The following is a 22,627-nucleotide window of genomic DNA, read 5'->3' on the forward strand; positions in this document are numbered from 1 at the left end:
GCTAAAGCCGGTCCCACAGTCCGAGTTTCAGCCGGTCCCATTGACGGCACGCGGTATTTAGTGGGACCGGCTTCAGCCGGGAAGGGGCCGGTGTGAGCGGCATCAATGTGTCAGAGGAACACTGAACATCGTGATCAACAGACAGACGCTCAAACGTGCCCAAACAACCCCTGAGCAAACTTGACCCGCTCTTCCGGGTTTTCGTGTACACCTTCCGCCGCCAGCTCTTCCAGCCGCTTCTCCACGGCAACCGTGCGGTGGGTAAGGCCGCAGTCATTGGCGATCTGGATGTTGAGCCCCGGCCGGGCATTCAGCTCCAGAATCAACGGCCCGCGATCCTGGTCCAGCACCATGTCGACGCCGATATAACCCAGCCCGCACAGCTCGTAGCACTCGGCTGCGAGCTTCATGAAACCGTCCCAGTTCGGCAGTTGCACGCCATCCACCGCATTGGTGGTGTCGGGGTGCTTGCTGATGATGTTGTTCAGCCAGGTGCCGCGCAGCGTCAGGCCGGTCGCCAGATCGACGCCGACACCGATGGCGCCCTGGTGCAGGTTGGCCTTGCCGCCGGACTGTCGGGTCGGCAGCCGCAGCATGGCCATCACCGGATAGCCCATCAGCACGATCACGCGGATGTCCGGAACGCCTTCGTAACTGATGCTCTTGAAAATCTGATCGGGCGTGACCCGGTATTCGATCAGCGCGCGGTCGCGGTGGCCGCCCAGGGAATACAGCCCGGTGAGGATGCTGGAAATCTGATGCTCGATTTCATCGTGGCTGATGATGCGCCCGGACACCGTACGGAAGCGTTCTTCGAAACGGTCGGCGATGACCAGAATGCCGTCGCCACCCGCGCCTTTGGCGGGCTTGATGACAAAGTCACTTCGCCCGCCGATGATCGTGTCGAGCTTGTCGATTTCCTTCTCGGTGGAAATGATCCCGTACAACTCAGGGACATGAATGCCCGCTGCGATGGCCCGCTCCTTGGTGATGATCTTGTCATCGACGATCGGGTAGAGGCTGCGCTTGTTGTACTTGAGCACGTAGTCGGCGTTACGCCGGTTGATGCCCATGATCCCCTTGGCTTCCAGTGCCTTCCAGGTTTTCCACCAGCCGATCATTGATGGTGTTCCCGCTCGGCATCTTCCTTGAGGAAGGCCTTGAAGCGAATCAGCTCGGTCAGCCGATAACCGCGATAACGCCCCATCGCCAGCATGAAACCCACCAGGATCAGCAGGATGGCCGGGAAGGTGAACACGAAGTAGATGAACTCCGGAATGCTCATGATGATGTGCGCCAGAGACGCCGCAAACAGCGTGCCGATGGCGACTTTCATCGCGTGCCCGCCGCCGCGCTCTTCCCAGGTGATCGACAGGCGTTCGATGGTCATGGTCAGAATCACCATCGGGAACAGCGCCACCGACAGCCCGCGCTCAAGCCCCAGCTTGTGGCTGAACAGGCTGATGGCGGCAATCAACACCACCACGAAGGTCAGCACCACTGACAGCCTCGGCAGCATTTGCAGCTTGAGGTGTTCCAGGTACGAGCGCAGGGACAGGCCCAGTGCCGTGATGATGGTGAACAACACGATGCCAAAGCCCAGTTGGGTCTCGCGGAACGCCAGCGCGATCAGCACCGGGGTGAAGGTGCCCAGGGTTTGCAGGCCTACGAGGTTGCGCAGGATCAGGATCACCAGCACGCCGATCGGGATCATCACCATGATCATGAAGGTCTGCTGGGTTTGCAGCGGCAAGCTGTAGAGCGAGTACTCGAGGAAGTCGGCGTCGGTGCTTTCGTCGGTCAGCTTGGCCAGACGAATCGCGTTCATCTCGCTGTTGTTCAGGCTGAAGTTGACCGTGGCCTTCTTGCCACCCTCGACGGAGATCAGGTTGTCATTGCCGATCCACCACAGCAGACGGTCCTGGGGCAGGCCCGCTTCACCGGTTTCCGGATTGAAATACAGCCAGTCCTTGCCATTGAAGCTGCGCAGCCACAGTTCCGGCGACTGCGGCTGATCGGCGACCAAACGGATGGTGTGGGCTTTCTCCACCGGCACGTGGGCGATGGACAAAAGGGTTTCGGTGATGCGCGCCTTGTTCGCCACCGACGTATCGCCGGCCAGCAGCAGCTTGACGTTGTCGTCGCTCAGATTGTTGACCCGCTTGATGGCTTCGCTGACGAAGGTTTCGACGTCGGCGGAATGCTGCCGGATCGGCGCAAGCAGGGCGTCGGCAGCGATTTTTTCCGGCCCTTCGACGACGATGCTGTCGCGGAAGATCGGGCCCTTGATCTTGGCTTTCTCGCCGCTGTAGCGCTTGGTCAATACCAGTCGGTAGTACAGCGTCTGATTGCCGGTGGCCCGGCGCGCGGACCAGGTGACCTTGCGGTTGCCGTCGGCGCGGTTGACGTTCACGCCATAGTTGTTGGAGATGAAGCTTTCATTGAGGCTGATGTAATCGCGGGCCAGCGGCGGCACGTACATCTGCACCTTGACCGTGTCCTTGGGGTTGGCGACGAACTCGACCTTGGCGTCGATGTTCCACAGGTCGTCGGTTTCATCTTCGGTCACCGGAATGCCGAGTACCAATATCTGATAAGCCGTGATCGCGATGCCCAGCGTGACGAGGGTCGCGATCAGGATCTTCAGATGGAGGGTAAGAGAGCGCATGTCGTTACTCTGCGGTTGGAGCATTGACGCAGGCAGGCTTGCCCGCTGCGTATTTCAGGCTTGGATCGACCAGCGCATCGAAGTGCTTGAGGGCTTCGGAGCCAATCAAAAGCGGGTATTGGAATGCGCTGCGGTCGGTCAAGTTCAATTCTATGGTGCGCAGCGCCTCGCCCATGCAGACATCCAGGCTGATGACCGGGCGTGCGGTGTATTTCTTGTCGTCATCAGCGTCGATGTCACCTGCGCGGCGCTTGATTTTGCTGACCCGGGCCAGGGGGCGTTCGATGGGGTGTTCGTGGGCGTCGTCGATGGCCAGGTAAAAACGCACCCAGGAATCGCCATTGCGCTTGAAGCGCTTGATGTCGCGGGCGCTCAGGGAGGCGGTTTTGGCGCCGGTGTCCAGTTTGGCCGCGACCTGCAGGTCGATGTCGGCCAGCTCGGCATATTCGTTCAGGCCATACACCGTCTTTTCAGCGGCCAGGGCCAGGCCGGGGAGAAAAAAACCGGGCAGAAGGACGCCTGGCAGGTACAGCGATAAGAGGAAGAGAAGAGGGTGGCGGCTCATAAGTCCAGGCGCGATGAAAAGTGAAGAAGCTGCTTTGACGTCGAAAAGTGGTTTTGGTTTGACCAAGGGTGCCGCTCCTGCGAAAGCCGCCTGCTGCCCGCGTGGGCGTTCTGAGGCGGCCGGCATTCTAGCATGAAGCTTTTATGGCACCAGCGAAGGGCGGCGCGGATACGGGCTGTCGGACTTTTCGTCAAAATGTGTCGCTATTAGATGATTGTCGACAATCGATCGTTTTGCTTTGACGAATCTGGCATCTTTCGCTAGATTTGCGGGCATTCAATCAGCAGGTGTCAACAATGTTGGATGCCGCAGAAATTCTGCCTGCCTCTCCGGTGGATGCCGAGACCCTGTCCGAGAACGTGTTCCGCCGTATTCAGGCGGCTATCGTCAAGGGCGATATCGCCCCCGGCAGCAAGATCTCCGAGCCCGAACTGGCGCGCACTTACGGCATCAGCCGAGGGCCGTTGCGCGAGGCCATTCACCGGCTCGAAGGCCAGCGCCTGTTGGTCCGCGTGCCTCACGTCGGCGCTCGCGTGGTCTCGCTGAGCCATGCCGAACTGGTCGAGCTGTACGAAATCCGCGAATCCCTCGAAGGCATGGCCTGTCGACTCGCCGCCGAGCGCATGACGGTTGAAGAAGTCGACGACCTGCGCCGCGTGCTGGAAACCCACGAATGCGACAGCGCTTTCCAGGCCGGCGTCGGCTATTACCAGCAGGAAGGCGATTTTGACTTTCATTACCGGATCATCCAGGGCGCGCGCAACAGCACGCTGACCCAGATGCTCTGCGATGACCTCTATCAACTGGTGCGCATGTACCGCATTCAGTTCTCGACAACGCCCAACCGCCCGCGCCAGGCGTTCGCCGAGCACCACCGTATTCTCGACGCCATCGCCGACCGTGACGGCGAGCTGGCCGAGCTGTTGATGCGCCGCCACATTGCCGCATCCAAACGCAATATTGAGCAGCACTTCCACGCTGCCCCTGCCCGAGGTGAACAATGACCACAAGAACCACTCCCGGCCAACGCTTCCGTGACGCCGTTGCCAGTGAGCATCCGCTGCAAGTGGTCGGCACGATCAACGCCAACCACGCGCTGCTGGCGCAACGGGCCGGCTTCAAGGCCATTTACCTGTCCGGCGGCGGTGTTGCGGCGGGTTCCCTGGGCGTGCCGGACCTCGGCATTACCGGTCTGGACGACGTGCTCACCGACGTACGCCGCATCACCGATGTCTGCGACCTGCCGCTGTTGGTGGACGTCGACACCGGCTTCGGTGCCTCGGCATTCAACGTGGCGCGCACGGTGAAGTCGATGATCAAGTTCGGCGCGGCGGCGATGCACATCGAGGACCAGGTTGGCGCCAAGCGCTGCGGTCACCGGCCCGGCAAGGAAATCGTCTCGCAGCAGGAGATGGTCGACCGCATCAAGGCGGCGGTTGATGCGCGAACCGACGACAGTTTCGTGATCATGGCGCGCACCGATGCGCTGGCGGTGGAAGGGCTGGAGTCTGCTCTGGACCGCGCCGCTGCGTGCATCGAAGCGGGCGCCGACATGGTCTTCCCGGAAGCGATCACCGAGCTTGAGATGTACAAGCTGTTTGCGTCACGGGTGAAGGCGCCGATCCTCGCCAATATCACCGAATTCGGCTCGACGCCGCTGTTCACCACCGACGAGCTGAAGTCCGCTGAAGTGGCGCTGGTGCTGTACCCGCTGTCGGCGTTCCGGGCGATGAACAAGGCGGCGGAAAACGTCTACACCGCGATTCGTCGCGACGGCACCCAGAAGAACGTCGTCGACACCATGCAGACGCGCATGGAGTTGTACGAGCGCATCGACTATCACGCATTCGAGCAGAAGCTCGATGCCCTGTTTGCGCAGAAGAAATCGTAGAAAAGCCGCAAATGAATTGCCGATTCCCACACAACTACAAGACTGGAGACAGCAATGGCTGAAGCAAAAGTATTGAGCGGCGCAGGCCTGCGAGGCCAGGTGGCCGGACAGACCGCGTTGTCCACCGTCGGCCAGGCCGGCGCCGGATTGACCTACCGCGGCTATGACGTGCGTGAACTCGCCGCCGACGCCCGATTCGAAGAAGTCGCGTACCTGCTGCTGTACGGCGAACTGCCAACCCAGGCGCAGCTCGACGGTTACCTGAAGAAACTTCAGGGCCTGCGTGACCTGCCCCAGGCGCTGAAAGAAGTGCTCGAGCGCATTCCCGCCGACACCCACCCCATGGACGTCATGCGCACCGGCTGCTCGATGCTCGGCAATCTCGAGCCCGAAGCCGGTTTCGCCCAACAGCTCGATTCCACCGACCGCCTGCTCGCCGCGTTCCCGGCGATCATGTGCTACTGGTACCGCTTCAGCCATGACGGCAAGCGCATCGATTGCGTCACTGACGAGGTGTCCATCGCCGGGCACTTCCTGAAGCTGTTGCGGGACAAGGCGCCGAGCGAACTGCACCGCAAGGTCATGGACGTGTCGCTGATTCTCTACGCCGAGCACGAATTCAACGCCTCGACCTTCACCGCCCGGGTCTGCGCGTCGACCCTGTCCGATCTGTTTTCCTGCATCACCGCAGCCATTGGCACGTTGCGCGGGCCTTTGCACGGCGGCGCCAATGAAGCGGCGATGGAGATGATCCAGAAGTTCTCGTCGGCCGAAGAAGCCACCCAGGGCACCTTGGCGATGCTCGAACGCAAGGACAAGATCATGGGCTTCGGTCACGCGATCTATAAGGACAACGACCCGCGTAACGAGGTGATCAAGGGCTGGTCGAAAAAGCTCGCGGAGGAGGTGGGCGACACGGTGTTGTTCCCGGTCTCCGAAGCCATCGACAAGACCATGTGGGAGCAGAAGAAGCTGTTCCCCAACGCCGACTTCTATCACGCCTCGGCGTACCACTTCATGGGCATCCCGACCAAGCTGTTCACCCCGATCTTCGTCTGCTCGCGCCTGACCGGCTGGGCCTCCCACGTGTTCGAACAGCGCGTCAACAACCGCATTATCCGACCGAGCGCCGAATACATCGGCGTCGAACAGCGCAAATTCGTGCCCATCGAACAGCGCTGATGGGGAAAGGAGAGTTCCACGGGGCTCTCCACCCGTAACTTTTCCGTGATCGAGTCCTGACGATGAACACTGAATACCGCAAAGCCCTGCCCGGCACTGCGCTGGATTACTTCGACGCCCGCGCGGCGGTCGATGCGATCAAGCCCGGCGCCTACGCCACGCTGCCGTACACCTCCCGCGTGCTCGCCGAAAACCTGGTGCGCCGTTGCCATCCGACGACATTGACGGCCTCGCTCTCGCAATTGATCGAACGCAAGCGCGACCTCGATTTCCCGTGGTTTCCGGCGCGCGTGGTCTGCCACGACATCCTCGGCCAGACCGCGCTGGTGGACCTCGCCGGCTTGCGCGATGCCATCGCCGACATGGGCGGCGACCCCGCGCAGGTTAATCCCGTGGTGCCCGTGCAGTTGATCGTCGACCACTCGCTGGCCGTCGAATGCGGTGGCTACGACCCGGACGCGTTCAGCAAGAACCGGGCGATTGAAGACCGTCGCAACGAAGACCGCTTCCACTTCATCAACTGGACCAAGCAGGCGTTCAAGAACGTCGAAGTGATCCCGCCGGGCAACGGCATCATGCATCAGATCAATCTGGAGCGGATGTCGCCGGTGATCCAGACGCTGAACGGGGTCGCCTTCCCGGACACGCTGGTCGGCACCGACAGCCACACGCCCCATGTCGACGCGCTGGGCGTCGTTGCCATCGGCGTCGGTGGCCTGGAAGCCGAGAACGTCATGCTCGGCCGTGCCTCGTGGATGCGCCTGCCGGACATCATTGGCGTCGAACTGTCGGGCCGTCCGCAGCCGGGCATTACCGCCACCGACGTGGTGCTGGCGCTCACCGAATACCTGCGTCAGCAAAAGGTCGTTGGCGCGTACCTTGAGTTCTACGGCGAAGGGGCCCGCGCGCTGACCCTCGGCGACCGTGCGACCATCTCGAACATGGCCCCCGAATACGGCGCGACCGCCGCCATGTTCAGCATCGATCAACAGACCATCGATTACCTCAGGCTGACCGGGCGCGAAGACCAGCAAGTGCAGTTGGTCGAGACCTTCGCCCGTCATACCGGGCTGTGGGCCGACAGCCTGGTCACGGCCGAATACGAGCGCGTGCTGCGTTTCGACTTGTCCAGCGTCGTGCGCAACATGGCCGGGCCGTCCAACCCACACGCACGTGTAGCCACTTCTGATCTCGCCGCCAAAGGCATTGCGGCGCCGTGGGAGGAAACCCCGGGCGAAATGCCGGACGGCGCGGTGATCATTGCCGCCATCACCAGTTGCACCAACACCAGCAACCCGCGCAACGTCATCGCTGCAGGCTTGCTGGCGCGCAACGCCAATCGCCTGGGACTGACACGCAAACCCTGGGTCAAGTCGTCCCTGGCGCCGGGCTCGAAGACCGTCGCGCTGTACCTCGACGAAGCGGGGCTGACCGGCGAGCTGGAGCAACTGGGTTTCGGCATCGTCGCGTTCGCGTGCACCACCTGCAACGGCATGTCTGGCGCGCTGGACCCCGTGATCCAGCAGGAAATCATCGACCGCGACCTGTACGCCACGGCAGTGCTTTCGGGCAACCGCAACTTCGACGGGCGCATTCACCCTTACGCCAAGCAGGCCTTTCTCGCCTCGCCGCCGCTGGTGGTGGCCTACGCCATCGCCGGAACGATCCGCTTCGATATCGAGAAAGATGTGCTGGGTCTTGGCCCGAACGGCGAAGAAATCCGCCTGAAAGACCTCTGGCCGAGTGACGCCGAGATCGATCAGGTGGTGAAGGCCTCGGTGAAGCCGGAGCAGTTCCGTCAGGTGTACATCCCGATGTTCGCCATCCACGAAGATACCGGGCCGAAAGTCGCGCCGCTTTACGACTGGCGGCCGATGAGCACGTACATTCGCCGCCCGCCGTACTGGGAAGGCGCCCTGGCCGGCGAGAGAACCCTCAAGGGCATGCGTCCGCTGGCGGTGTTGCCGGACAACATCACCACCGATCACCTGTCGCCGTCCAACGCGATCATGCTCGACAGCGCGGCCGGCGAATACCTGGATAAAATGGGCCTGCCGGAAGAGGACTTCAACTCCTACGCCACCCATCGCGGCGATCACCTGACGGCCCAGCGCGCCACCTTCGCCAACCCCAAGCTGTTCAATGAAATGGTGCTGGAGAACGGCAAGGTCAAGCAGGGTTCCTACGCGCGGATCGAGCCGGAAGGCCAGGTTACGCGGATGTGGGAGGCCATCGAAACCTATATGGCGCGCAAGCAGCCGCTGATCATCATCGCCGGCGCCGATTACGGCCAGGGTTCGTCCCGGGACTGGGCCGCCAAGGGCGTGCGCCTGGCGGGCGTCGAAGTCATCGTCGCCGAAGGCTTCGAGCGCATCCACCGCACCAATCTGGTGGGCATGGGCGTGCTGCCGCTGGAGTTCAAGTCAGGCACCAATCGCCTGACCCTGGGCATCGATGGCAGCGAAACCTACGACGTGATCGGCGCGCGTACGCCGGGTGCCACGCTGACGCTGATCATCCAGCGCAAGAATGGCGAGCGCGTTGAGGTGCCGGTGACCTGCCGCCTCGACACGGGGGAAGAGGTGTTGATCTACGAAGCCGGCGGCGTGCTGCAACGTTTCGCCCAGGACTTCCTCGAATCCTCGGCCGTCGCCTGAGCCGACGCGCGCTCTATATGACGCGCGCTCTATATAAAGAAGGAACCGTTCCATGGCTTCCACAGCACAGATCAAGATTCCCGCGACCTACATGCGCGGTGGCACCAGCAAGGGCGTGTTTTTCCTCCGGGACGATCTGCCCAAAGCCGCGCAAACCCCCGGCGCTGCCCGTGACACCTTGTTACTGCGGGTGATCGGCAGCCCCGACCCCTACGCCAAGCAGATCGATGGCATGGGCGGCGCGACGTCGAGCACCAGCAAAACGGTGATCCTGTCAAAGAGCGAGAAAGCCGATCACGACGTCGATTACCTGTTCGGCCAAGTTGCCATCGACAAGTCCTTCGTCGACTGGAGCGGCAATTGCGGCAACCTGTCGGCGGCGGTCGGCCCGTTCGCCATCAGCAACGGTCTGGTTGACCCGGCGCGGATCCCCCGCAACGGCGTCGCGGTAGTGCGCATCTGGCAGGCCAACATCGGCAAAACCATCATCGCCCACGTGCCGATGACCGACGGCGCGGTGCAGGAAACCGGCGATTTCGAGCTCGATGGCGTGACCTTCCCAGCGGCGGAAGTGCAGCTGGAGTTCATGGACCCGGCCGCCGACGAGGAGGGCGCTGGCGGCTCGATGTTCCCTACCGGCAATCTGGTGGATGAGCTTGAAGTGCCGGGCGTCGGGACGTTCAAGGCGACGATGATCAATGCCGGCATCCCGACGATCTTCGTCAACGCCGCTGACATCGGCTATACGGGCAGCGAGTTACAGAACGCGATCAACAGCGACCCGAAAGCCCTGAGCATGTTCGAAACAATCCGCGCCTATGGGGCAGTGCGCATGGGGCTGATCGGCACTGTCGAGGAGGCAGCGACGCGTCAGCACACACCCAAAGTGGCGTTCGTGGCCGCGCCCGCGGAATACCTGTCTTCCAGCGGCAAGCGCGTCACAACCGAAGACACAGATTTGCTGGTCCGCGCCATGTCCATGGGCAAACTGCACCACGCCATGATGGGCACCGCGGCAGTGGCTATTGGCACGGCGGCAGCGATTCCGGGGACGTTGGTCAATCTGGCAGCGGGCGGCGGCGAACGCAGTGCCGTGCGCTTCGGCCACCCCTCCGGGACCCTGCGCGTGGGAGCCGAAGCGGTGTTGGTCGACGGCGAATGGCAAGTCAAAAAAGCCATGATGAGCCGCAGCGCGCGGGTATTGATGGAAGGATGGGTGCGCGTGCCGGGTGACAGCTTCTGACCGAACGGCAAGGCCTGACTCCGTCAACTTGCAGCTTGTAGCTTCAAACTTGCCGCTGCTCAGCTACTTAAACCGCCGCTCGACGCCTTTCTCCACCAAAACCTTCGCCGAGATTTCCTCGACCGAAAAATGCGTGGAGTTGATGTGCGGGATGTTTTCGCGGCGGAACAGGCCCTCGACTTCGCGCACCTCGAACTCGCACTGGGCGTAGCTGGCGTAGCGGCTGTTGGGTTTGCGTTCGTGGCGGATGGCGGTGAGGCGGTCGGGGTCGATGGTCAGGCCAAATAGCTTGTCCCGGTGCAGCTTCAGCGCAGCAGGCAACTGCAGGCGTTCCATGTCGTCTTCGGTGAGCGGGTAATTGGCTGCACGGATACCGAATTGCATGGCCATGTACAGGCAGGTCGGGGTTTTGCCGCAGCGTGACACGCCCACCAGAATGATGTCGGCCTTGTCGTAATAATGGGTCCTGGCGCCGTCGTCGTTGTCCAGTGCGAAGTTCACCGCCTCGATCCGCTCCATGTAATTGGAGTTGTGCCCGATGGAGTGGGATTTCCCCACCGAATACGACGAGTGTGAACTAAGCTCCAGCTCCAGCGGGGCGAGGAAGGTCGAGAAGATGTCGATCATGAAGCCGTCGGAGGTCGCGAGAATCTCGCGGATGTCCTGATTGACGATGGTGTCGAAGATGATCGGACGGGCTTCGTCCTTCTCGGCGGCCTTGTTGATTTGCTGCACCATGGCCCGCGCCTTCTCGACGCTGTCGATATAGGGGCGCGTGAACTTGTTGAATGTAATGTTTTCAAATTGCGCTAGCAGGCTCTGGCCAAGGGTTTCGGCGGTGATGCCGGTGCCATCGGAGATGAAAAAAGCGGATCGTTTCATTTGCGCCCCGGGGCCTTAAGCTGAAGACAATTTGTGGATATGATAGGCCGGCTTGCGGGCCATGACTGGCCGCAGTCTACCCGTTTTCAATCGCCGCGATTCCCGCACCAAAGCATTTCCAACAATAACCGGTTAGTGGAGAGATCACCTTGGTAGAGTACGTAGTTTCCCTCGATAAGCTCGGCAAACATGATGTTGAGCACGTGGGGGGCAAGAACGCATCCCTCGGCGAGATGATCAGCAACCTGGCGGGCGCAGGCGTGTCCGTTCCCGGTGGCTTTGCCACTACCGCCCAGGCCTACCGTGATTTCCTTGAGCAGAGTGGCCTGAACGATCAGATCCATCGGGCCCTCGACGCGCTGGATGTCGACGACGTCAACGAGCTGGCGAGAACCGGCGCCAAGATCCGTCAGTGGATCATGGAGGCTGAATTCCCCGAGAAGCTCAACGCCGAAATCCGCACCGCCTTCGCCGAGCTCTCGGCGGGCAACCCGGACATCGCGGTGGCCGTGCGCTCTTCCGCTACCGCTGAAGATTTGCCGGACGCCTCCTTCGCCGGTCAGCAGGAAACCTTCCTGAACATCCGTGGCGTCGAAAACGTGATCCGCGCGGCGAAAGAAGTGTTCGCCTCGCTGTTCAACGACCGCGCCATTTCCTACCGCGTGCATCAGGGTTTCGACCACAAGCTGGTGGCGCTGTCCGCTGGCGTGCAGCGCATGGTGCGTTCTGAAACCGGCACCGCTGGCGTCATGTTCACCCTGGACACCGAATCCGGTTTCCGCGACGTGGTTTTCATCACCGGCGCCTACGGTCTGGGCGAGACGGTCGTCCAGGGCGCGGTCAACCCGGACGAATTCTACGTTCATAAAAACACCCTTGAAGCCGGTCGCCCGGCGATCCTGCGCCGCAACCTAGGCAGCAAGGCGATCAAGATGATCTACGGCGAAGAAGCCAAGGCCGGCAAATCGGTCAAGACCATTGACGTCGACCTGGCTGACCGCGCGCGTTTCTGCCTCAGCGACGAGGAAGTCAGCAACCTGGCACGCCAGGCCATGATCATCGAAAAGCACTACCAGTGCCCGATGGACATCGAGTGGGCCAAAGACGGCGACGACGGCCAGCTGTACATCGTGCAGGCGCGTCCGGAGACCGTGAAAAGCCGCAGTTCGTCCAATGTCATGGAGCGTTACCTGCTGAAGGAGAAGGGCACCGTTCTGGTGGAAGGCCGCGCCATCGGCCAGCGCATCGGCGCCGGCAAGGTGCGGATCATCAAGGACGTGTCCGAGATGGACAAAGTCCAGCCCGGCGATGTGCTGGTCTCAGACATGACCGACCCGGACTGGGAACCGGTCATGAAGCGCGCCAGCGCCATCGTCACCAACCGTGGCGGGCGCACCTGCCACGCGGCGATCATTGCCCGCGAGCTGGGCATTCCGGCAGTGGTCGGTTGCGGCAATGCCACCGAGCTGTTGCAGGAAGGTCAGGGCGTCACCGTGTCCTGCGCCGAGGGCGACACCGGTTACATCTTCGAGGGTGAGCTGGGCTTCGACATCAAGCAGAACTCCGTCGACGCCATGCCTGACCTGCCGTTCAAAATCATGATGAACGTCGGCAACCCCGATCGCGCGTTTGATTTCGCCCAGCTGCCCAACGCCGGTATCGGCCTGGCGCGTCTGGAATTCATCATCAACCGCATGATCGGCGTGCACCCCAAGGCGCTGCTGAACTACGCCAACCTGCCCCAGGACATCAAGGAAAGCGTCGACAAGCGCATCGCCGGTTACGACGACCCTGTCGGGTTCTACGTCGAGAAGCTGGTGGAAGGCATCAGCACCCTGGCAGCGGCCTTCTCGCCGAAAAAAGTCATCGTGCGCCTGTCGGACTTCAAGTCCAACGAATACGCCAACCTGATCGGCGGCAAGCTGTACGAGCCGGAAGAAGAGAACCCGATGCTGGGCTTCCGTGGTGCGTCGCGTTACATCAGCGAAAACTTCCGCGACTGCTTCGAGCTGGAATGCCGTGCCCTTAAGCGCGTACGCAACGAGATGGGCCTGACCAACGTCGAAATCATGGTGCCGTTCGTCCGCACCCTGGGCGAAGCGAGCCAGGTTATCGATTTGCTTGCTGAGAACGGTCTGGCCCGTGGCGAAAACGGTCTGCGCGTGATCATGATGTGCGAACTGCCGTCCAACGCCCTGATGGCCGATGAATTCCTCGAATTCTTCGACGGTTTCTCCATCGGTTCCAACGACCTGACCCAGCTGACCCTGGGCCTGGACCGTGACTCCGGGATCATCGCCCACTTATTTGACGAGCGTAATCCTGCGGTCAAGAAGCTGCTGTCCTACGCCATTCAGGCCTGCAACAAGGCCGGCAAATACATCGGCATCTGCGGCCAGGGCCCGTCCGATCACCCGGATCTGGCGCGATGGCTGATGGAGCAGGGCATCGAAAGCGTTTCTCTGAACCCCGATTCGGTACTGGAAACCTGGTTCTTCCTGTCCGAAGAGGACGCTCCAACCTGATGCAGATCGAGTAAGATGCCGGCCCGTTTCCATGGGCCGGTTTCCCGAGAGGGCGGTTTTTAACGAATCCGCCCTTTTTTGTGGGTGATTTTCAGTGCGCTGGCAGCGTCAACCTGCTGTTCCGCGCAACCGCCATTCACCCATCCACCAAGAGCGTCCAGCAGAAGCACCATGCAAAGCAGCAGTCATCTCTTTCCCGTGGCCCTGATCAGTGCCGAGCGTCGTGGCGACCTGACCGAGGACGTCTACCGTTTGAAGCCCGGCAACAGCCCGGATTTCACTGTCGAAATCGCCGTCACCCGGCTGGGTCTTGTGGCTGCACCGGATGCCCGAGGCGTGCCGGTGGTCCTGCTGCACGGCAGCTTTTCCAACCGGCGCTTCTGGTACTCGCCCAAGGGCATCGGCCTGGGCGCGTATCTGGCCCGTGCCGGGTTCGATGTGTGGATCCCGGAAATGCGCGGTCACGGCCTGTCGGCGCGCAACAGTGCGTACAAAACCAATTGCGTGGCCGATTACGCACGCTTTGATCTGCCGGCCATCGCGGCGTTCGTGCGCGAGCAGACCGGCGAGGCGCCCCACTGGATCGGCCACTCCCTGGGCGGCACGACCCTGGCTGCAGCATTCGGCGGGCAGTACCTGACGGCGGACGACGCGGCCTCGGTGGCTCTGTTCGGCAGTCAGGTCACCCGAAGCCATTGGCCGCTGAAAGTACCGCCGCTGCAATGGGCGGCACGGCTGCTGCTTAAACGCTTCGAGCACGTGTCAGGCCCGCGTTTCAAGCGCGGCCCGGAAGACGAGCCCATGGGCGTCCTGCTGGAAAGCATGCGCTGGCATAGCCTGTTCGGCGGCTTCGGGCACAAGAAGGAGGACTGGTGGGCCGGGCTGCAACAGGTGACGGTCCCGCTGCTGTGCGTGGCTGGCGCTGGCGATCATCAGGACCCGGAATGGGCGTGCCACGAGCTCTTCGAGCGGTTCGGCAGCGAAGACAAGACGTTTCTCGTCCTGGGCCGCGAACAGGGTTTCAGCGAAGACTTCGGCCACGTGCCGATGCTGGTCAGCAAAGCCGCGCAAACCCAGGTGTGGCCGCGCGTAGCGGACTGGCTGAACCGTCATGTGGCTGTAGAAGAGGCTGAATCAACGCTGAACATGATGGCAACTCTGTGATTGTGACGGGCGCAACCATTCCTTGGGCGCCGACTTGGCGATAAGCTGCACTCACTCAGCACCGGGGCTGAATGGCCGGGTGGAGAATCGCTGGTCAGATGTGTGTTCTGTGTGAGGTGCTATATAAGGATGCAGCCCGTTGAAGCGTCGGCCGTTGACGCAGGCCGTCTATCCTTGTAGTTGTTTTCCCCCATCACAGAGCTTTCCTGACAGGAGTTACCCATGCATTACATCACCCCGGACTTGTGCGACGCCTACCCTAAGCGGGTTCAGGTGGTGGAGCCGATGTTCAGCAACTTTGGTGGCCGTGATTCATTCGGCGGCGAGATCGTCACGCTCAAGTGCTTCGAAGACAATTCGCTGGTGCGCGAGCAGGCCGAACAGCCTGGCCACGGAAAAGTATTGGTCGTGGACGGCGGAGGCTCGCTGCGTTGCGCATTGCTCGGTGACATGATTGCCGAAAAAGCAGCGAAAAACGGTTGGGAGGGCATGGTGATCTTCGGCTGCGTGCGCGACGTCGATGTACTGGCACAGACCGACTTGGGTGTGCAGGCATTGGCCAGTCACCCGCTCAAGACCGAAAAGCGTGGCCTCGGTGACCTGAACAAGGTGGTGACCTTCGGCGGTGTGACGTTCAGGCCGGGCGAATTCATCTATGCCGACAACAACGGAATCATCGTTTCGCCCAGCGCACTGAAGATGCCGGACTGATCGGTTTTATCCCTCTTCACGCTGGTAGCCATTCACTCAGCAAGGACACGAATGTTCGACGAAACAAACGCGCAGTGGGGGCTGGTTCATGCCCTTGTGTTGGACGGGAAGGGCGGGGCGCGTTCAATCCCCCGAACTGCACTGGATGGCCTGCAGCTGGAGCCCCACGAAAGTGTGTGGCTCCACTGGGACCGCAGCCATCCGCAGACCCAGACCTGGCTGCGCAAGACCAGCGGTCTCAGCGAGTTCGTTTGTGACCTGATGCTGGAAGAAAACACCCGGCCACGGCTATTGGCCTTGCCCGAAAACGAGCTGTTGCTGTTCCTGCGCGGGATCAACCTGAACCCTGGCGCCGAACCGGAAGACATGGTCTCGGTACGCATCTTTGCCGCCACCCAGCGCGTTATCTCTTTGCGATTGCGCTCGCTAAGGGCAACCGATGAGCTGATCGCTTCACTGAATGAGGGCAAGGGCCCGAAAACCGCGTCCGAATTGCTGCTGTATCTGGCTCAGTTTCTGACCGACAAGGTTCAGGCTGTGGTCAGCGAGCTGACCGAACTGGTCGATGACATGGAAGAACGCATAGATGCCGACGAGCGGTATCTGCCCGAGCACGGCAACATGGTGCACATCCGCCGGCGAGCGGCGGGGCTGCGAAGGTTCCTGGCGCCGCAACGGGAGATCTACGCCCAGATGACGCGCAGCAAGATGCCGTGGTTTCTGGAGGATGACGCCGATTACTGGAACGAATTGAACAACAGCCTGACACGCTATCTCGAAGAGCTGGAACTGACCAAAGAGCGCGTGGGGCTTGTGCTTGAGGCCGAAGACAGACGCCGCAACGAGCGCATGAACAGGACCGTCTATCGGTTTGGAGTCATCACCGGCATCTTCCTGCCGATGAGCTTCCTGACCGGTTTGTTGGGGATCAACGTGGGGGGCATCCCGGGGTCGGAAAATCCCTACGGATTTGTGTATGCCTGCGGCCTGATGCTCATTGTGGCCGTCGGCCAGATGTGGCTGTTCAAGCGTTTGCGCTGGGTGTGAGGATGAAAAATCGGAAGGCGTTCATGTGTGTCGTGTGACTCAGGCAGAATTGGCTGCGTCTTTCAGTGATATTGCGTGAGGTGCCTATGCACGACCCGTTTGAAGAATCACTGCGCGACATGCTCAACGCTTCGTCCAGCAGCCGGGACGATGATGCCGTTCTGGGCCGAGTGTTGAAGACCGCCAACCGTCAGGTCGGCGCCGGTGATCTGTTCAGTCTTCTGGGTCGTTGCACGCAGGCTTTGATGATTGCCGTGAATAACGGCTCCGCCCACGTTTCACCCGTTTCCCGCCGCAAGGCGAAAGGTACCGGTACTGCGTTTGCCGGGACCGGTGTACAAGACAAGGCTGATTGAATATGGAATTGGATCTCTGGACGCAGAGCCTGGTTACCGCAATGACTGCGCTGTGGACTAAAGTCGCGAATTTCATCCCGAATCTGTTCGGCGCGCTGGTCGTAGTGCTTTTGGGTTTCGTGGTGGCAAAGCTGCTCGACACCCTGCTTTCGAAGTTGTTGGCCAAACTCGGTCTGGATCGCCTGATGGGCGGCACCGGTTTGACCAAGCTGATCAGCCGCGCGGGCATTCAGGTCCCGATTTCGACCCTGATCGGCAAGATCGTTTATTGGTTCGTGCTCTTGATTTTTCTGGTGTCGGCGGCAGAATCGCTGGGGCTGGAGCGGGTCTCGGCGACTCTGGACATGCTCGCGCTGTACCTGCCGAAGGTGTTCGGCGCCGCGCTAGTGTTGCTGGTGGGTGTCTTGCTGGCGCAGTTGGTCAACGGTATTGTGCGGGGCGCTGCCGAAGGGGTGGGCCTGGATTACTCGGCCGGCCTGGGGCGAATCGCTCAGTGGCTGGTGATCATCATCAGTATTTCGGTGGCGATCAGTCAGCTGGAGGTCAAAACCGACCTGCTGAACCACGTTATTGTTATCGGATTGATTACCGTTGGTCTGGCCGTTGCGCTGGCCATGGGCCTGGGAAGCCGCGAAATCGCGAGCCAGATCCTGGCAGGAATTTATGTACGTGAGCTGTACCAGGTAGGGCAACAAGTGCGTGTGGGTGAGGTCGAAGGGCAGATCGAAGAAATTGGCACGGTGAAGACCACCCTGCTGACCGAGGAAGGCGAGTTGGTGTCTTTGTCCAACCGGATCCTCCTCGAGCAGCGAGTGAGCAGCCGTTGAGCCGGCGAATCTGCTAATGTATGCCGCCGCAAAACCCGGGCGATTCCCGGACGCGGCGGACATCTACCCGACTGTCGGCACGACTTGTTTTGAATAACGTTCAAACGCCCTCTCTGCGCTACGACCCACGCGAGCTCTCCGATGAGGAGCTGGTTGCGCGTTCGCACGCCGAGCTGTTTCATGTGACGCGTGCCTACGAAGAGCTGATGCGTCGTTACCAGCGGACACTTTTTAACGTCTGCGCACGGTATCTGGGGAACGATCGCGATGCTGACGATGTCTGTCAGGAAGTGATGCTTAAGGTGTTGTATGGCTTGAAGAACTTCGAGGGTAAATCGAAGTTCAAAACCTGGCTCTACAGCATCACGTACAACGAATGCATCACGCAGTACAGGAAGGAGCGGCGAAAGCGTCGGTTGCTGGACGCTTTGAGTCTTGACCCCCTCGAGGAAGCGTCGGAAGAAAAGACGCCGAAACCAGAAGAAAAGGGCGGGCTTGATCGTTGGCTTGTGCATGTGAATCCGATCGACAGGGAAATTCTGGTGCTACGATTTGTCGCAGAGCTGGAATTTCAGGAGATCGCTGACATCATGCACATGGGCCTGAGTGCCACGAAAATGCGTTACAAACGGGCACTTGATAAATTACGTGAGAAATTTGCAGGCGTTACCGAAACTTAACTCGGTGCAAATATCTCTAACGAGCAGGCAAGTTCTGATAGACTTGCCGACGAGTTGTCTCTCGCTAAGGGGGACTGCTTTACAATCACCAGATGGGGATTTAACGGATGAAACTGAAAAACACCTTGGGCTTGGCCATTGGTACTATTGTTGCCGCAACTTCGTTCGGCGCTCTGGCTCAAGGCCAAGGCGCAGTCGAAATCGAAGGCTTCGCCAAGAAAGAACAGTTCGACAGCGCTCGTAATTTCAAAAACGACGGCAACCTGTTCGGCGGTTCTGTTGGCTACTTCCTGACCGACGACGTTGAATTGCGTCTGGGCTATGACGAAGTGCACAACGTCCGTAGCGACAATGGCCAGAACATCAAGGGCGCGAACACCGCTCTGGACGCTCTGTACCACTTCAACAACCCGGGCGACATGCTGCGTCCATACGTTTCGGCTGGTTTCTCCGATCAGAGCATCGATCAGAACGGCAGCAACGGTCGTAACCGCTCCACCTTCGCCAACATCGGCGGCGGTGCCAAGCTGTACTTCACTGACAACTTCTATGCCCGTGCTGGCGTTGAAGCTCAGTACAACATCGACCAAGGCGACACCGAGTGGGCGCCAAGCGTCGGTATCGGTGTGAACTTCGGCGGCGGTTCGAAGAAAGTTGAAGCAGCACCGGCTCCAGTAGCTGAAGTGTGCTCCGACAGCGACAACGACGGCGTTTGCGACAACGTTGACAAGTGCCCTGACACCCCAGCAAACGTGACTGTTGACGCTAACGGCTGCCCAGCTGTTGCTGAAGTCGTACGCGTTGAGCTGGACGTTAAATTCGACTTCAACAAGTCGGTTGTGAAGCCAAACAGCTACGGCGACATCAAGAACCTGGCTGACTTCATGAAGCAGTACCCACAAACCACCACCACTGTTGAAGGTCACACTGACTCCGTCGGTCCTGACGCTTACAACCAGAAGCTGTCCGAGCGTCGTGCAAACGCCGTTAAGCAAGTTCTGGTTAACCAGTACGGTGTTGGCGCTAACCGCGTAAACTCGGTTGGCTACGGTGAAACCCGCCCAGTTGCTGACAACGCAACTGACGCTGGCCGCGCTGTAAACCGTCGCGTAGAAGCACAAGTAGAAGCCCAAGCTAAGTAATTAGCCTCGCTTCACGGAAAACCCGGCTCCGGCCGGGTTTTTCTTTGCCTGCGATTTAACCTCCTCTCGTCCCCATTCATTCCCGGTCTGATCGTCTAAGCGAATAGACAGAGATGAACCTGGATCCATCTAAGCAGATGCCCTTGAACGACTAAGTCCAGACTAGCGTTTGAGCAGCAAACCCCACAAAACCAGATTGATCAGCAGCGACATCAGCGCAATTGCGCGCCAAACCTTGAGCGGCTCGCGCTCCAGCAGTGGGACAGTGCGTTTATCCAGCGGCGAAAGTTCGCCCTGTTGAAAATGCACGAGCCAGTGCTCCGCAGTCTCGAAGCGCTTTAGCGGATCAGCCAGCAGCGCGCGTTGCAGATGCTGCTCCAGCCACTCCGGGACATCCGGTCGGTAACGACTGACCGACAGCGGTTTGCCAAAGCGGCGGCGCTGGAAGGGCTCGATCTCGCCGTAGGGGTAATGACCGGTCAGCAGGAAATACAGCGTGACGCTGGCGGCATACAGGTCGAAACCCGGGCAGGGTTCTGCGCCTTCAAAGACTTCAGGCGCCATAAAGCTGGGCGTACCGGGCACGTCGCCGCCTTGATCCACTGACAGACCCGGGCTGTAGGCGAGCCCGAAATCCAGGACGCGCAAACCTCCCGCCTGCTCGAGCAGCAGATTTTCCGGCTTGATGTCGCGGTGAATGATGTTGCGCCGGTGCAGCAGACCAACGGCAGCGATCAACTCCTTGGCCAGACTCAGCCACGGCGACAGCGCCATCGGTCCTTCCTGAGCGAAGATCTCAGCCAGGGTCTGGCCGGCATACTCGCGCATCACGTAATACAAATGCTGGCGCTGGCCGAGCGGGTGCAGCTCGGGAAAGAAGCGACCCGCAACGCGACGCAGGAACCATTCTTCGAGCAACAAGGCCTCTGCCGCGCCGGCCTCGTCAACCCGTGAGGGCGGCAGCGTCTTCAGCAGCCACGGTTGCTGCTGGCTGTCGCGTACGCGGAAGAGCAGGGACTGTCGCGAGTCGCTCAAGCGCGTTTCGACCTGCCAGCCTTCGAACATCTGGCCTGCTTTGAGAAGGGGTGGGGCAGGCCATTGCTGCAGTTGCAGCAGCGTTTCACCCAAGCTGTCCGAGCCCAACTGATCCACCTGGATCAGCAAGGCGCTGGCATTATCGGCGCTGCCGGACAGATGTGCGGCATTGACCAGCGTTCGGACAGCCGTGTCCAGATCTGCCTGTTCGTTGAGGATCGAGCCGATTCGGTCATCGCCCAGCGTTGCCCAGACCCCGTCGCTGACCAGCAGCAAGCGCTCGCCGGGCCGCAGTTCGCCGTCCAGGTAATCCATGACCACGTATTGATCCAGGCCCAGCGCGCGTTTCAGCACGTGCTGCATGTCTGGCTGTTCCCATACGTGGTCCTGGCTGATTCGCTGCAGCAGCCCTGAGTGCCAGCGATACACGCGACAGTCGCCGACATGGGCGAGGGTGAATCGTCGCCCACGCAGGACCAGCGCACTGAGGGTGGTCAACAAGCCGTTGGCCAGCAGCCAGCGGTTCTGTGCCAGCAGCAGGCGGTCAAGGGCCTGGGCGACGCTCCAGGTTTCCGGCGTCGCGTAGTAGTCCATTGCCAGCGCTTGCAGCGTGGCCCGGGAGGCCAGACCGCCATCGGCGCATTGGCTGACGCCATCGGCAAGGGCGAACAGATAGCCCTTGCTGGCCGCGAGCGCTGCAGCGGGAGTGACCACGCGAAGGGCGTCCTGATTCTCCGCCCGCGGCCCGGTGGCGCTGAATTCGGCGACGCGCAGTTGCAAACCGGTCGCAGTGGGCGCGACCGGCGTCAGCCCCGGATTGACGCTCACGGCCTAGACACGGGCGGCGGTGACCGCGGCCGAGCCCCAGGTGGTTCTCCAGCGACGCTTGACGTTCATCAGGCCGAACCAGGCCAGCACGCCAAGGAACGCGAACAGCCACAGGCCCAGTTGGTACTCGCCAGTGTTCTGCTTGATCGCGCCGAGCCCGGCGGCGAGCAGGAAGCCACCGATGCCGCCGGCCATGCCGATCAGGCCGGTCATCACGCCGATCTCTTTGCGAAAGCGTTGCGGCACCAGCTGGAACACCGCGCCGTTACCGGCACCGAGGCCGAGCATGGCCGCGACGAACAGCGCCAGTGCGGCCCATGAGCTGGGCAGGTTAAACCCGACGGCGGCGATGCAGATGGCGGCGACGGCGTACATGCCCGACAGCGTACGAATCCCGCCGAAGCGATCGGCGAGGGCGCCGCCCAGTGGCCGCATCATGCTGCCGCCGAAGACGCAGGCGGCGGTGTAGTAACCCGCCGTCACCGGACTCAAGCCGTATTGATCGTTGAAGTAGCCGGGCAGGGCGCTGGCCAGGCCGATGAAGCCGCCGAAGGTCACGCTGTAAAAGAACATGAACCACCAGCTGTCGCGGTCGCCCAGGGCTTTGAAATAGTCAGCCATGGATTTGGCTTTGGGGCGTTCCGGGGCGTTTTTCGCCATGAGCGAGAACGCGATGAGGGTCAGCAGCAATGGCGCGACGGCAAAGCCGAACACATTGTTCCAGCCGAAGCTGGCGGCGAGGACGGGCGCGATCAGTGCGGCGAATACAGTGCCGGAGTTGCCGGCGCCGGCGATGCCCATGGCTTTGCCCTGATGCTGCGGCGGGTACCACTGGGAGGCGAGGGGCAGGGCCACAGCGAAAGACGCGCCGGCCATGCCAAGGAATACGCCGAGCAGCAGCGCCTGTTCATAGCTGTGAATGCCCAGTTGCCAGGCGCCCAGCAGCGCGGTGATGACGATGACCTGGCCGATGATCCCGGCAGTTTTCGGCGACAACTGATCGGCGAGCATGCCCATGATGAAGCGCAGCACCGCACCCGCGAGAATCGGCGTGGCGACCATCAGGCCCCGCTGCTGGGTGGTCAGATGCAGGTCGGCGGCAATCTGCACGGCCATCGGGCCGAGCAGGTACCAGACCATGAAGCTCAGGTCGAAATACAGGAACGCTGCGAACAGTGTCGGTTTATGGCCGGCTTTCCAGAAACTCGTGTTCATCTACCACCT

At 61.0% G+C, this 22,627-nt stretch carries 19 protein-coding genes; 13 read left to right on the forward strand and 6 right to left on the reverse strand.

The annotated features are described in order from the left end of the window. Positions 1-149: 149 nt before the first annotated feature. Genes QMX88_RS18895 through rloA form a run of 3 tightly spaced genes read right to left on the reverse strand, consistent with a single transcriptional unit; the run spans position 150 to position 3,233 of the window. Entirely contained in the window at positions 150-1,118 is a 969-nt protein-coding gene (locus QMX88_RS18895; RefSeq protein ID WP_282371847.1) for an alpha-L-glutamate ligase-like protein, read from the reverse strand. Next, positions 1,118-2,668, reverse strand: a complete 1,551-nt coding sequence (gene rloB, locus QMX88_RS18900) for an osmotic stress tolerance membrane protein RloB (RefSeq protein WP_282371828.1) — start codon at positions 2,666-2,668, stop codon at positions 1,118-1,120. The genes QMX88_RS18895 and rloB overlap by 1 nt, the downstream gene beginning before the upstream one ends. Positions 2,669-2,672: 4 nt before the next feature. Further along, positions 2,673-3,233, reverse strand: a complete 561-nt coding sequence (gene rloA / locus QMX88_RS18905; RefSeq protein ID WP_282371829.1) for a retropepsin-like aspartic peptidase RloA — start codon at positions 3,231-3,233, stop codon at positions 2,673-2,675. Positions 3,234-3,529: 296 nt separating this feature from the next. Between rloA and QMX88_RS18910 the strand changes: the two genes are divergently transcribed. From QMX88_RS18910 to prpF, 5 genes are all read left to right on the forward strand, one after another. Then, positions 3,530-4,237 carry a GntR family transcriptional regulator gene (locus tag QMX88_RS18910; RefSeq protein ID WP_282371830.1) on the forward strand — a complete coding sequence of 236 codons (708 nt, stop codon included), beginning with the start codon at positions 3,530-3,532 and terminating at the stop codon, positions 4,235-4,237. Further along, positions 4,234-5,124 carry a methylisocitrate lyase gene (gene prpB, locus QMX88_RS18915; RefSeq protein ID WP_282371831.1) on the forward strand — a complete coding sequence of 297 codons (891 nt, stop codon included), beginning with the start codon at positions 4,234-4,236 and terminating at the stop codon, positions 5,122-5,124. The genes QMX88_RS18910 and prpB overlap by 4 nt, the downstream gene beginning before the upstream one ends. Positions 5,125-5,178: 54 nt before the next feature. After that, positions 5,179-6,306, forward strand: coding sequence for a bifunctional 2-methylcitrate synthase/citrate synthase (gene prpC, locus QMX88_RS18920; RefSeq protein ID WP_282371832.1), 1,128 nt, complete (start codon positions 5,179-5,181; stop codon positions 6,304-6,306). Between the two features lie 62 nt (positions 6,307-6,368). Next, positions 6,369-8,963 (forward strand): Fe/S-dependent 2-methylisocitrate dehydratase AcnD, encoded by a 2,595-nt coding sequence (gene acnD / locus QMX88_RS18925; RefSeq protein WP_282371833.1) that lies wholly within the window; start codon positions 6,369-6,371, stop codon positions 8,961-8,963. Between the two features lie 52 nt (positions 8,964-9,015). Further along, positions 9,016-10,206 (forward strand): 2-methylaconitate cis-trans isomerase PrpF, encoded by a 1,191-nt coding sequence (gene prpF / locus QMX88_RS18930; RefSeq protein ID WP_282371834.1) that lies wholly within the window; start codon positions 9,016-9,018, stop codon positions 10,204-10,206. Positions 10,207-10,269: 63 nt separating this feature from the next. Here the strand turns inward: prpF and ppsR are convergent, their stop codons facing one another. Then, a complete protein-coding gene (gene ppsR / locus QMX88_RS18935; protein ID WP_074887131.1) occupies positions 10,270-11,088 on the reverse strand; it encodes a posphoenolpyruvate synthetase regulatory kinase/phosphorylase PpsR in 819 nt (272 codons plus the stop codon). A gap of 149 nt (positions 11,089-11,237) precedes the next feature. Here ppsR and ppsA point away from each other — a divergent pair, with 149 nt between their 5' ends. The 8 genes from ppsA (at position 11,238) to QMX88_RS18975 (ending at position 19,540) form a co-directional block, all read left to right on the forward strand. Then, complete coding sequence (gene ppsA / locus QMX88_RS18940; RefSeq protein ID WP_282371835.1) at positions 11,238-13,613, forward strand: phosphoenolpyruvate synthase; 2,376 nt, start codon at positions 11,238-11,240, stop codon at positions 13,611-13,613. 171 nt (positions 13,614-13,784) lie between these two features. Continuing rightward, positions 13,785-14,777 (forward strand): alpha/beta fold hydrolase, encoded by a 993-nt coding sequence (locus QMX88_RS18945; RefSeq protein WP_282371836.1) that lies wholly within the window; start codon positions 13,785-13,787, stop codon positions 14,775-14,777. 222 nt (positions 14,778-14,999) lie between these two features. Next, positions 15,000-15,488 (forward strand): ribonuclease E activity regulator RraA, encoded by a 489-nt coding sequence (gene rraA, locus QMX88_RS18950; RefSeq protein ID WP_282371837.1) that lies wholly within the window; start codon positions 15,000-15,002, stop codon positions 15,486-15,488. 51 nt (positions 15,489-15,539) lie between these two features. Continuing rightward, positions 15,540-16,535 (forward strand): zinc transporter ZntB, encoded by a 996-nt coding sequence (locus QMX88_RS18955; RefSeq protein ID WP_282371838.1) that lies wholly within the window; start codon positions 15,540-15,542, stop codon positions 16,533-16,535. Between the two features lie 86 nt (positions 16,536-16,621). Next, positions 16,622-16,891, forward strand: coding sequence for a CrfX protein (locus QMX88_RS18960; protein WP_065988499.1), 270 nt, complete (start codon positions 16,622-16,624; stop codon positions 16,889-16,891). Positions 16,892-16,893: 2 nt separating this feature from the next. Then, positions 16,894-17,718 (forward strand): mechanosensitive ion channel family protein, encoded by an 825-nt coding sequence (locus QMX88_RS18965; RefSeq protein ID WP_037011040.1) that lies wholly within the window; start codon positions 16,894-16,896, stop codon positions 17,716-17,718. A gap of 89 nt (positions 17,719-17,807) precedes the next feature. Next, a complete protein-coding gene (sigX, locus tag QMX88_RS18970) occupies positions 17,808-18,398 on the forward strand; it encodes an RNA polymerase sigma factor SigX (RefSeq protein WP_065988497.1) in 591 nt (196 codons plus the stop codon). A gap of 107 nt (positions 18,399-18,505) precedes the next feature. Continuing rightward, on the forward strand, positions 18,506-19,540 hold the full coding sequence (locus tag QMX88_RS18975) for an OmpA family protein (protein WP_037011036.1): 1,035 nt from the start codon (positions 18,506-18,508) through the stop codon (positions 19,538-19,540). A 162-nt stretch (positions 19,541-19,702) separates the two neighbouring features. On the opposite strand, the gene QMX88_RS18980 is transcribed toward QMX88_RS18975, so the two are convergent. After that, positions 19,703-21,355: a bifunctional protein-serine/threonine kinase/phosphatase gene (locus QMX88_RS18980; RefSeq protein WP_282371848.1), complete on the reverse strand. Its 1,653-nt coding sequence runs from the start codon at positions 21,353-21,355 to the stop codon at positions 19,703-19,705. A gap of 51 nt (positions 21,356-21,406) precedes the next feature. After that, on the reverse strand, positions 21,407-22,618 hold the full coding sequence (locus QMX88_RS18985) for a nitrate/nitrite transporter (protein ID WP_172612634.1): 1,212 nt from the start codon (positions 22,616-22,618) through the stop codon (positions 21,407-21,409). Between the last annotated feature and the right edge of the window lie 9 nt (positions 22,619-22,627).

The organism is Pseudomonas sp. PS02290 (assembly GCF_029960075.1).
Taxonomy (GTDB): Bacteria; Pseudomonadota; Gammaproteobacteria; order Pseudomonadales; family Pseudomonadaceae; genus Aquipseudomonas.

Excerpts from the sequence above, each read along its gene's own strand:
- rloB (WP_282371828.1), bottom strand. The coding sequence starts at position 2,668 with ATGCGCTCTCTTACCCTCCATCTGAAGATCCTGATCGCGACCCTCGTC.
- rloA (WP_282371829.1), bottom strand. The coding sequence starts at position 3,233 with ATGAGCCGCCACCCTCTTCTCTTCCTCTTATCGCTGTACCTGCCAGGC.
- QMX88_RS18910 (WP_282371830.1), top strand. The coding sequence starts at position 3,530 with ATGTTGGATGCCGCAGAAATTCTGCCTGCCTCTCCGGTGGATGCCGAG.
- prpB (WP_282371831.1), top strand. The coding sequence starts at position 4,234 with ATGACCACAAGAACCACTCCCGGCCAACGCTTCCGTGACGCCGTTGCC.
- prpC (WP_282371832.1), top strand. The coding sequence starts at position 5,179 with ATGGCTGAAGCAAAAGTATTGAGCGGCGCAGGCCTGCGAGGCCAGGTG.
- acnD (WP_282371833.1), top strand. The coding sequence starts at position 6,369 with ATGAACACTGAATACCGCAAAGCCCTGCCCGGCACTGCGCTGGATTAC.
- prpF (WP_282371834.1), top strand. The coding sequence starts at position 9,016 with ATGGCTTCCACAGCACAGATCAAGATTCCCGCGACCTACATGCGCGGT.
- ppsR (WP_074887131.1), bottom strand. The coding sequence starts at position 11,088 with ATGAAACGATCCGCTTTTTTCATCTCCGATGGCACCGGCATCACCGCC.
- QMX88_RS18945 (WP_282371836.1), top strand. The coding sequence starts at position 13,785 with ATGCAAAGCAGCAGTCATCTCTTTCCCGTGGCCCTGATCAGTGCCGAG.
- rraA (WP_282371837.1), top strand. The coding sequence starts at position 15,000 with ATGCATTACATCACCCCGGACTTGTGCGACGCCTACCCTAAGCGGGTT.
- QMX88_RS18955 (WP_282371838.1), top strand. The coding sequence starts at position 15,540 with ATGTTCGACGAAACAAACGCGCAGTGGGGGCTGGTTCATGCCCTTGTG.
- QMX88_RS18960 (WP_065988499.1), top strand. The coding sequence starts at position 16,622 with ATGCACGACCCGTTTGAAGAATCACTGCGCGACATGCTCAACGCTTCG.
- QMX88_RS18965 (WP_037011040.1), top strand. The coding sequence starts at position 16,894 with ATGGAATTGGATCTCTGGACGCAGAGCCTGGTTACCGCAATGACTGCG.
- QMX88_RS18975 (WP_037011036.1), top strand. The coding sequence starts at position 18,506 with ATGAAACTGAAAAACACCTTGGGCTTGGCCATTGGTACTATTGTTGCC.
- QMX88_RS18985 (WP_172612634.1), bottom strand. The coding sequence starts at position 22,618 with ATGAACACGAGTTTCTGGAAAGCCGGCCATAAACCGACACTGTTCGCA.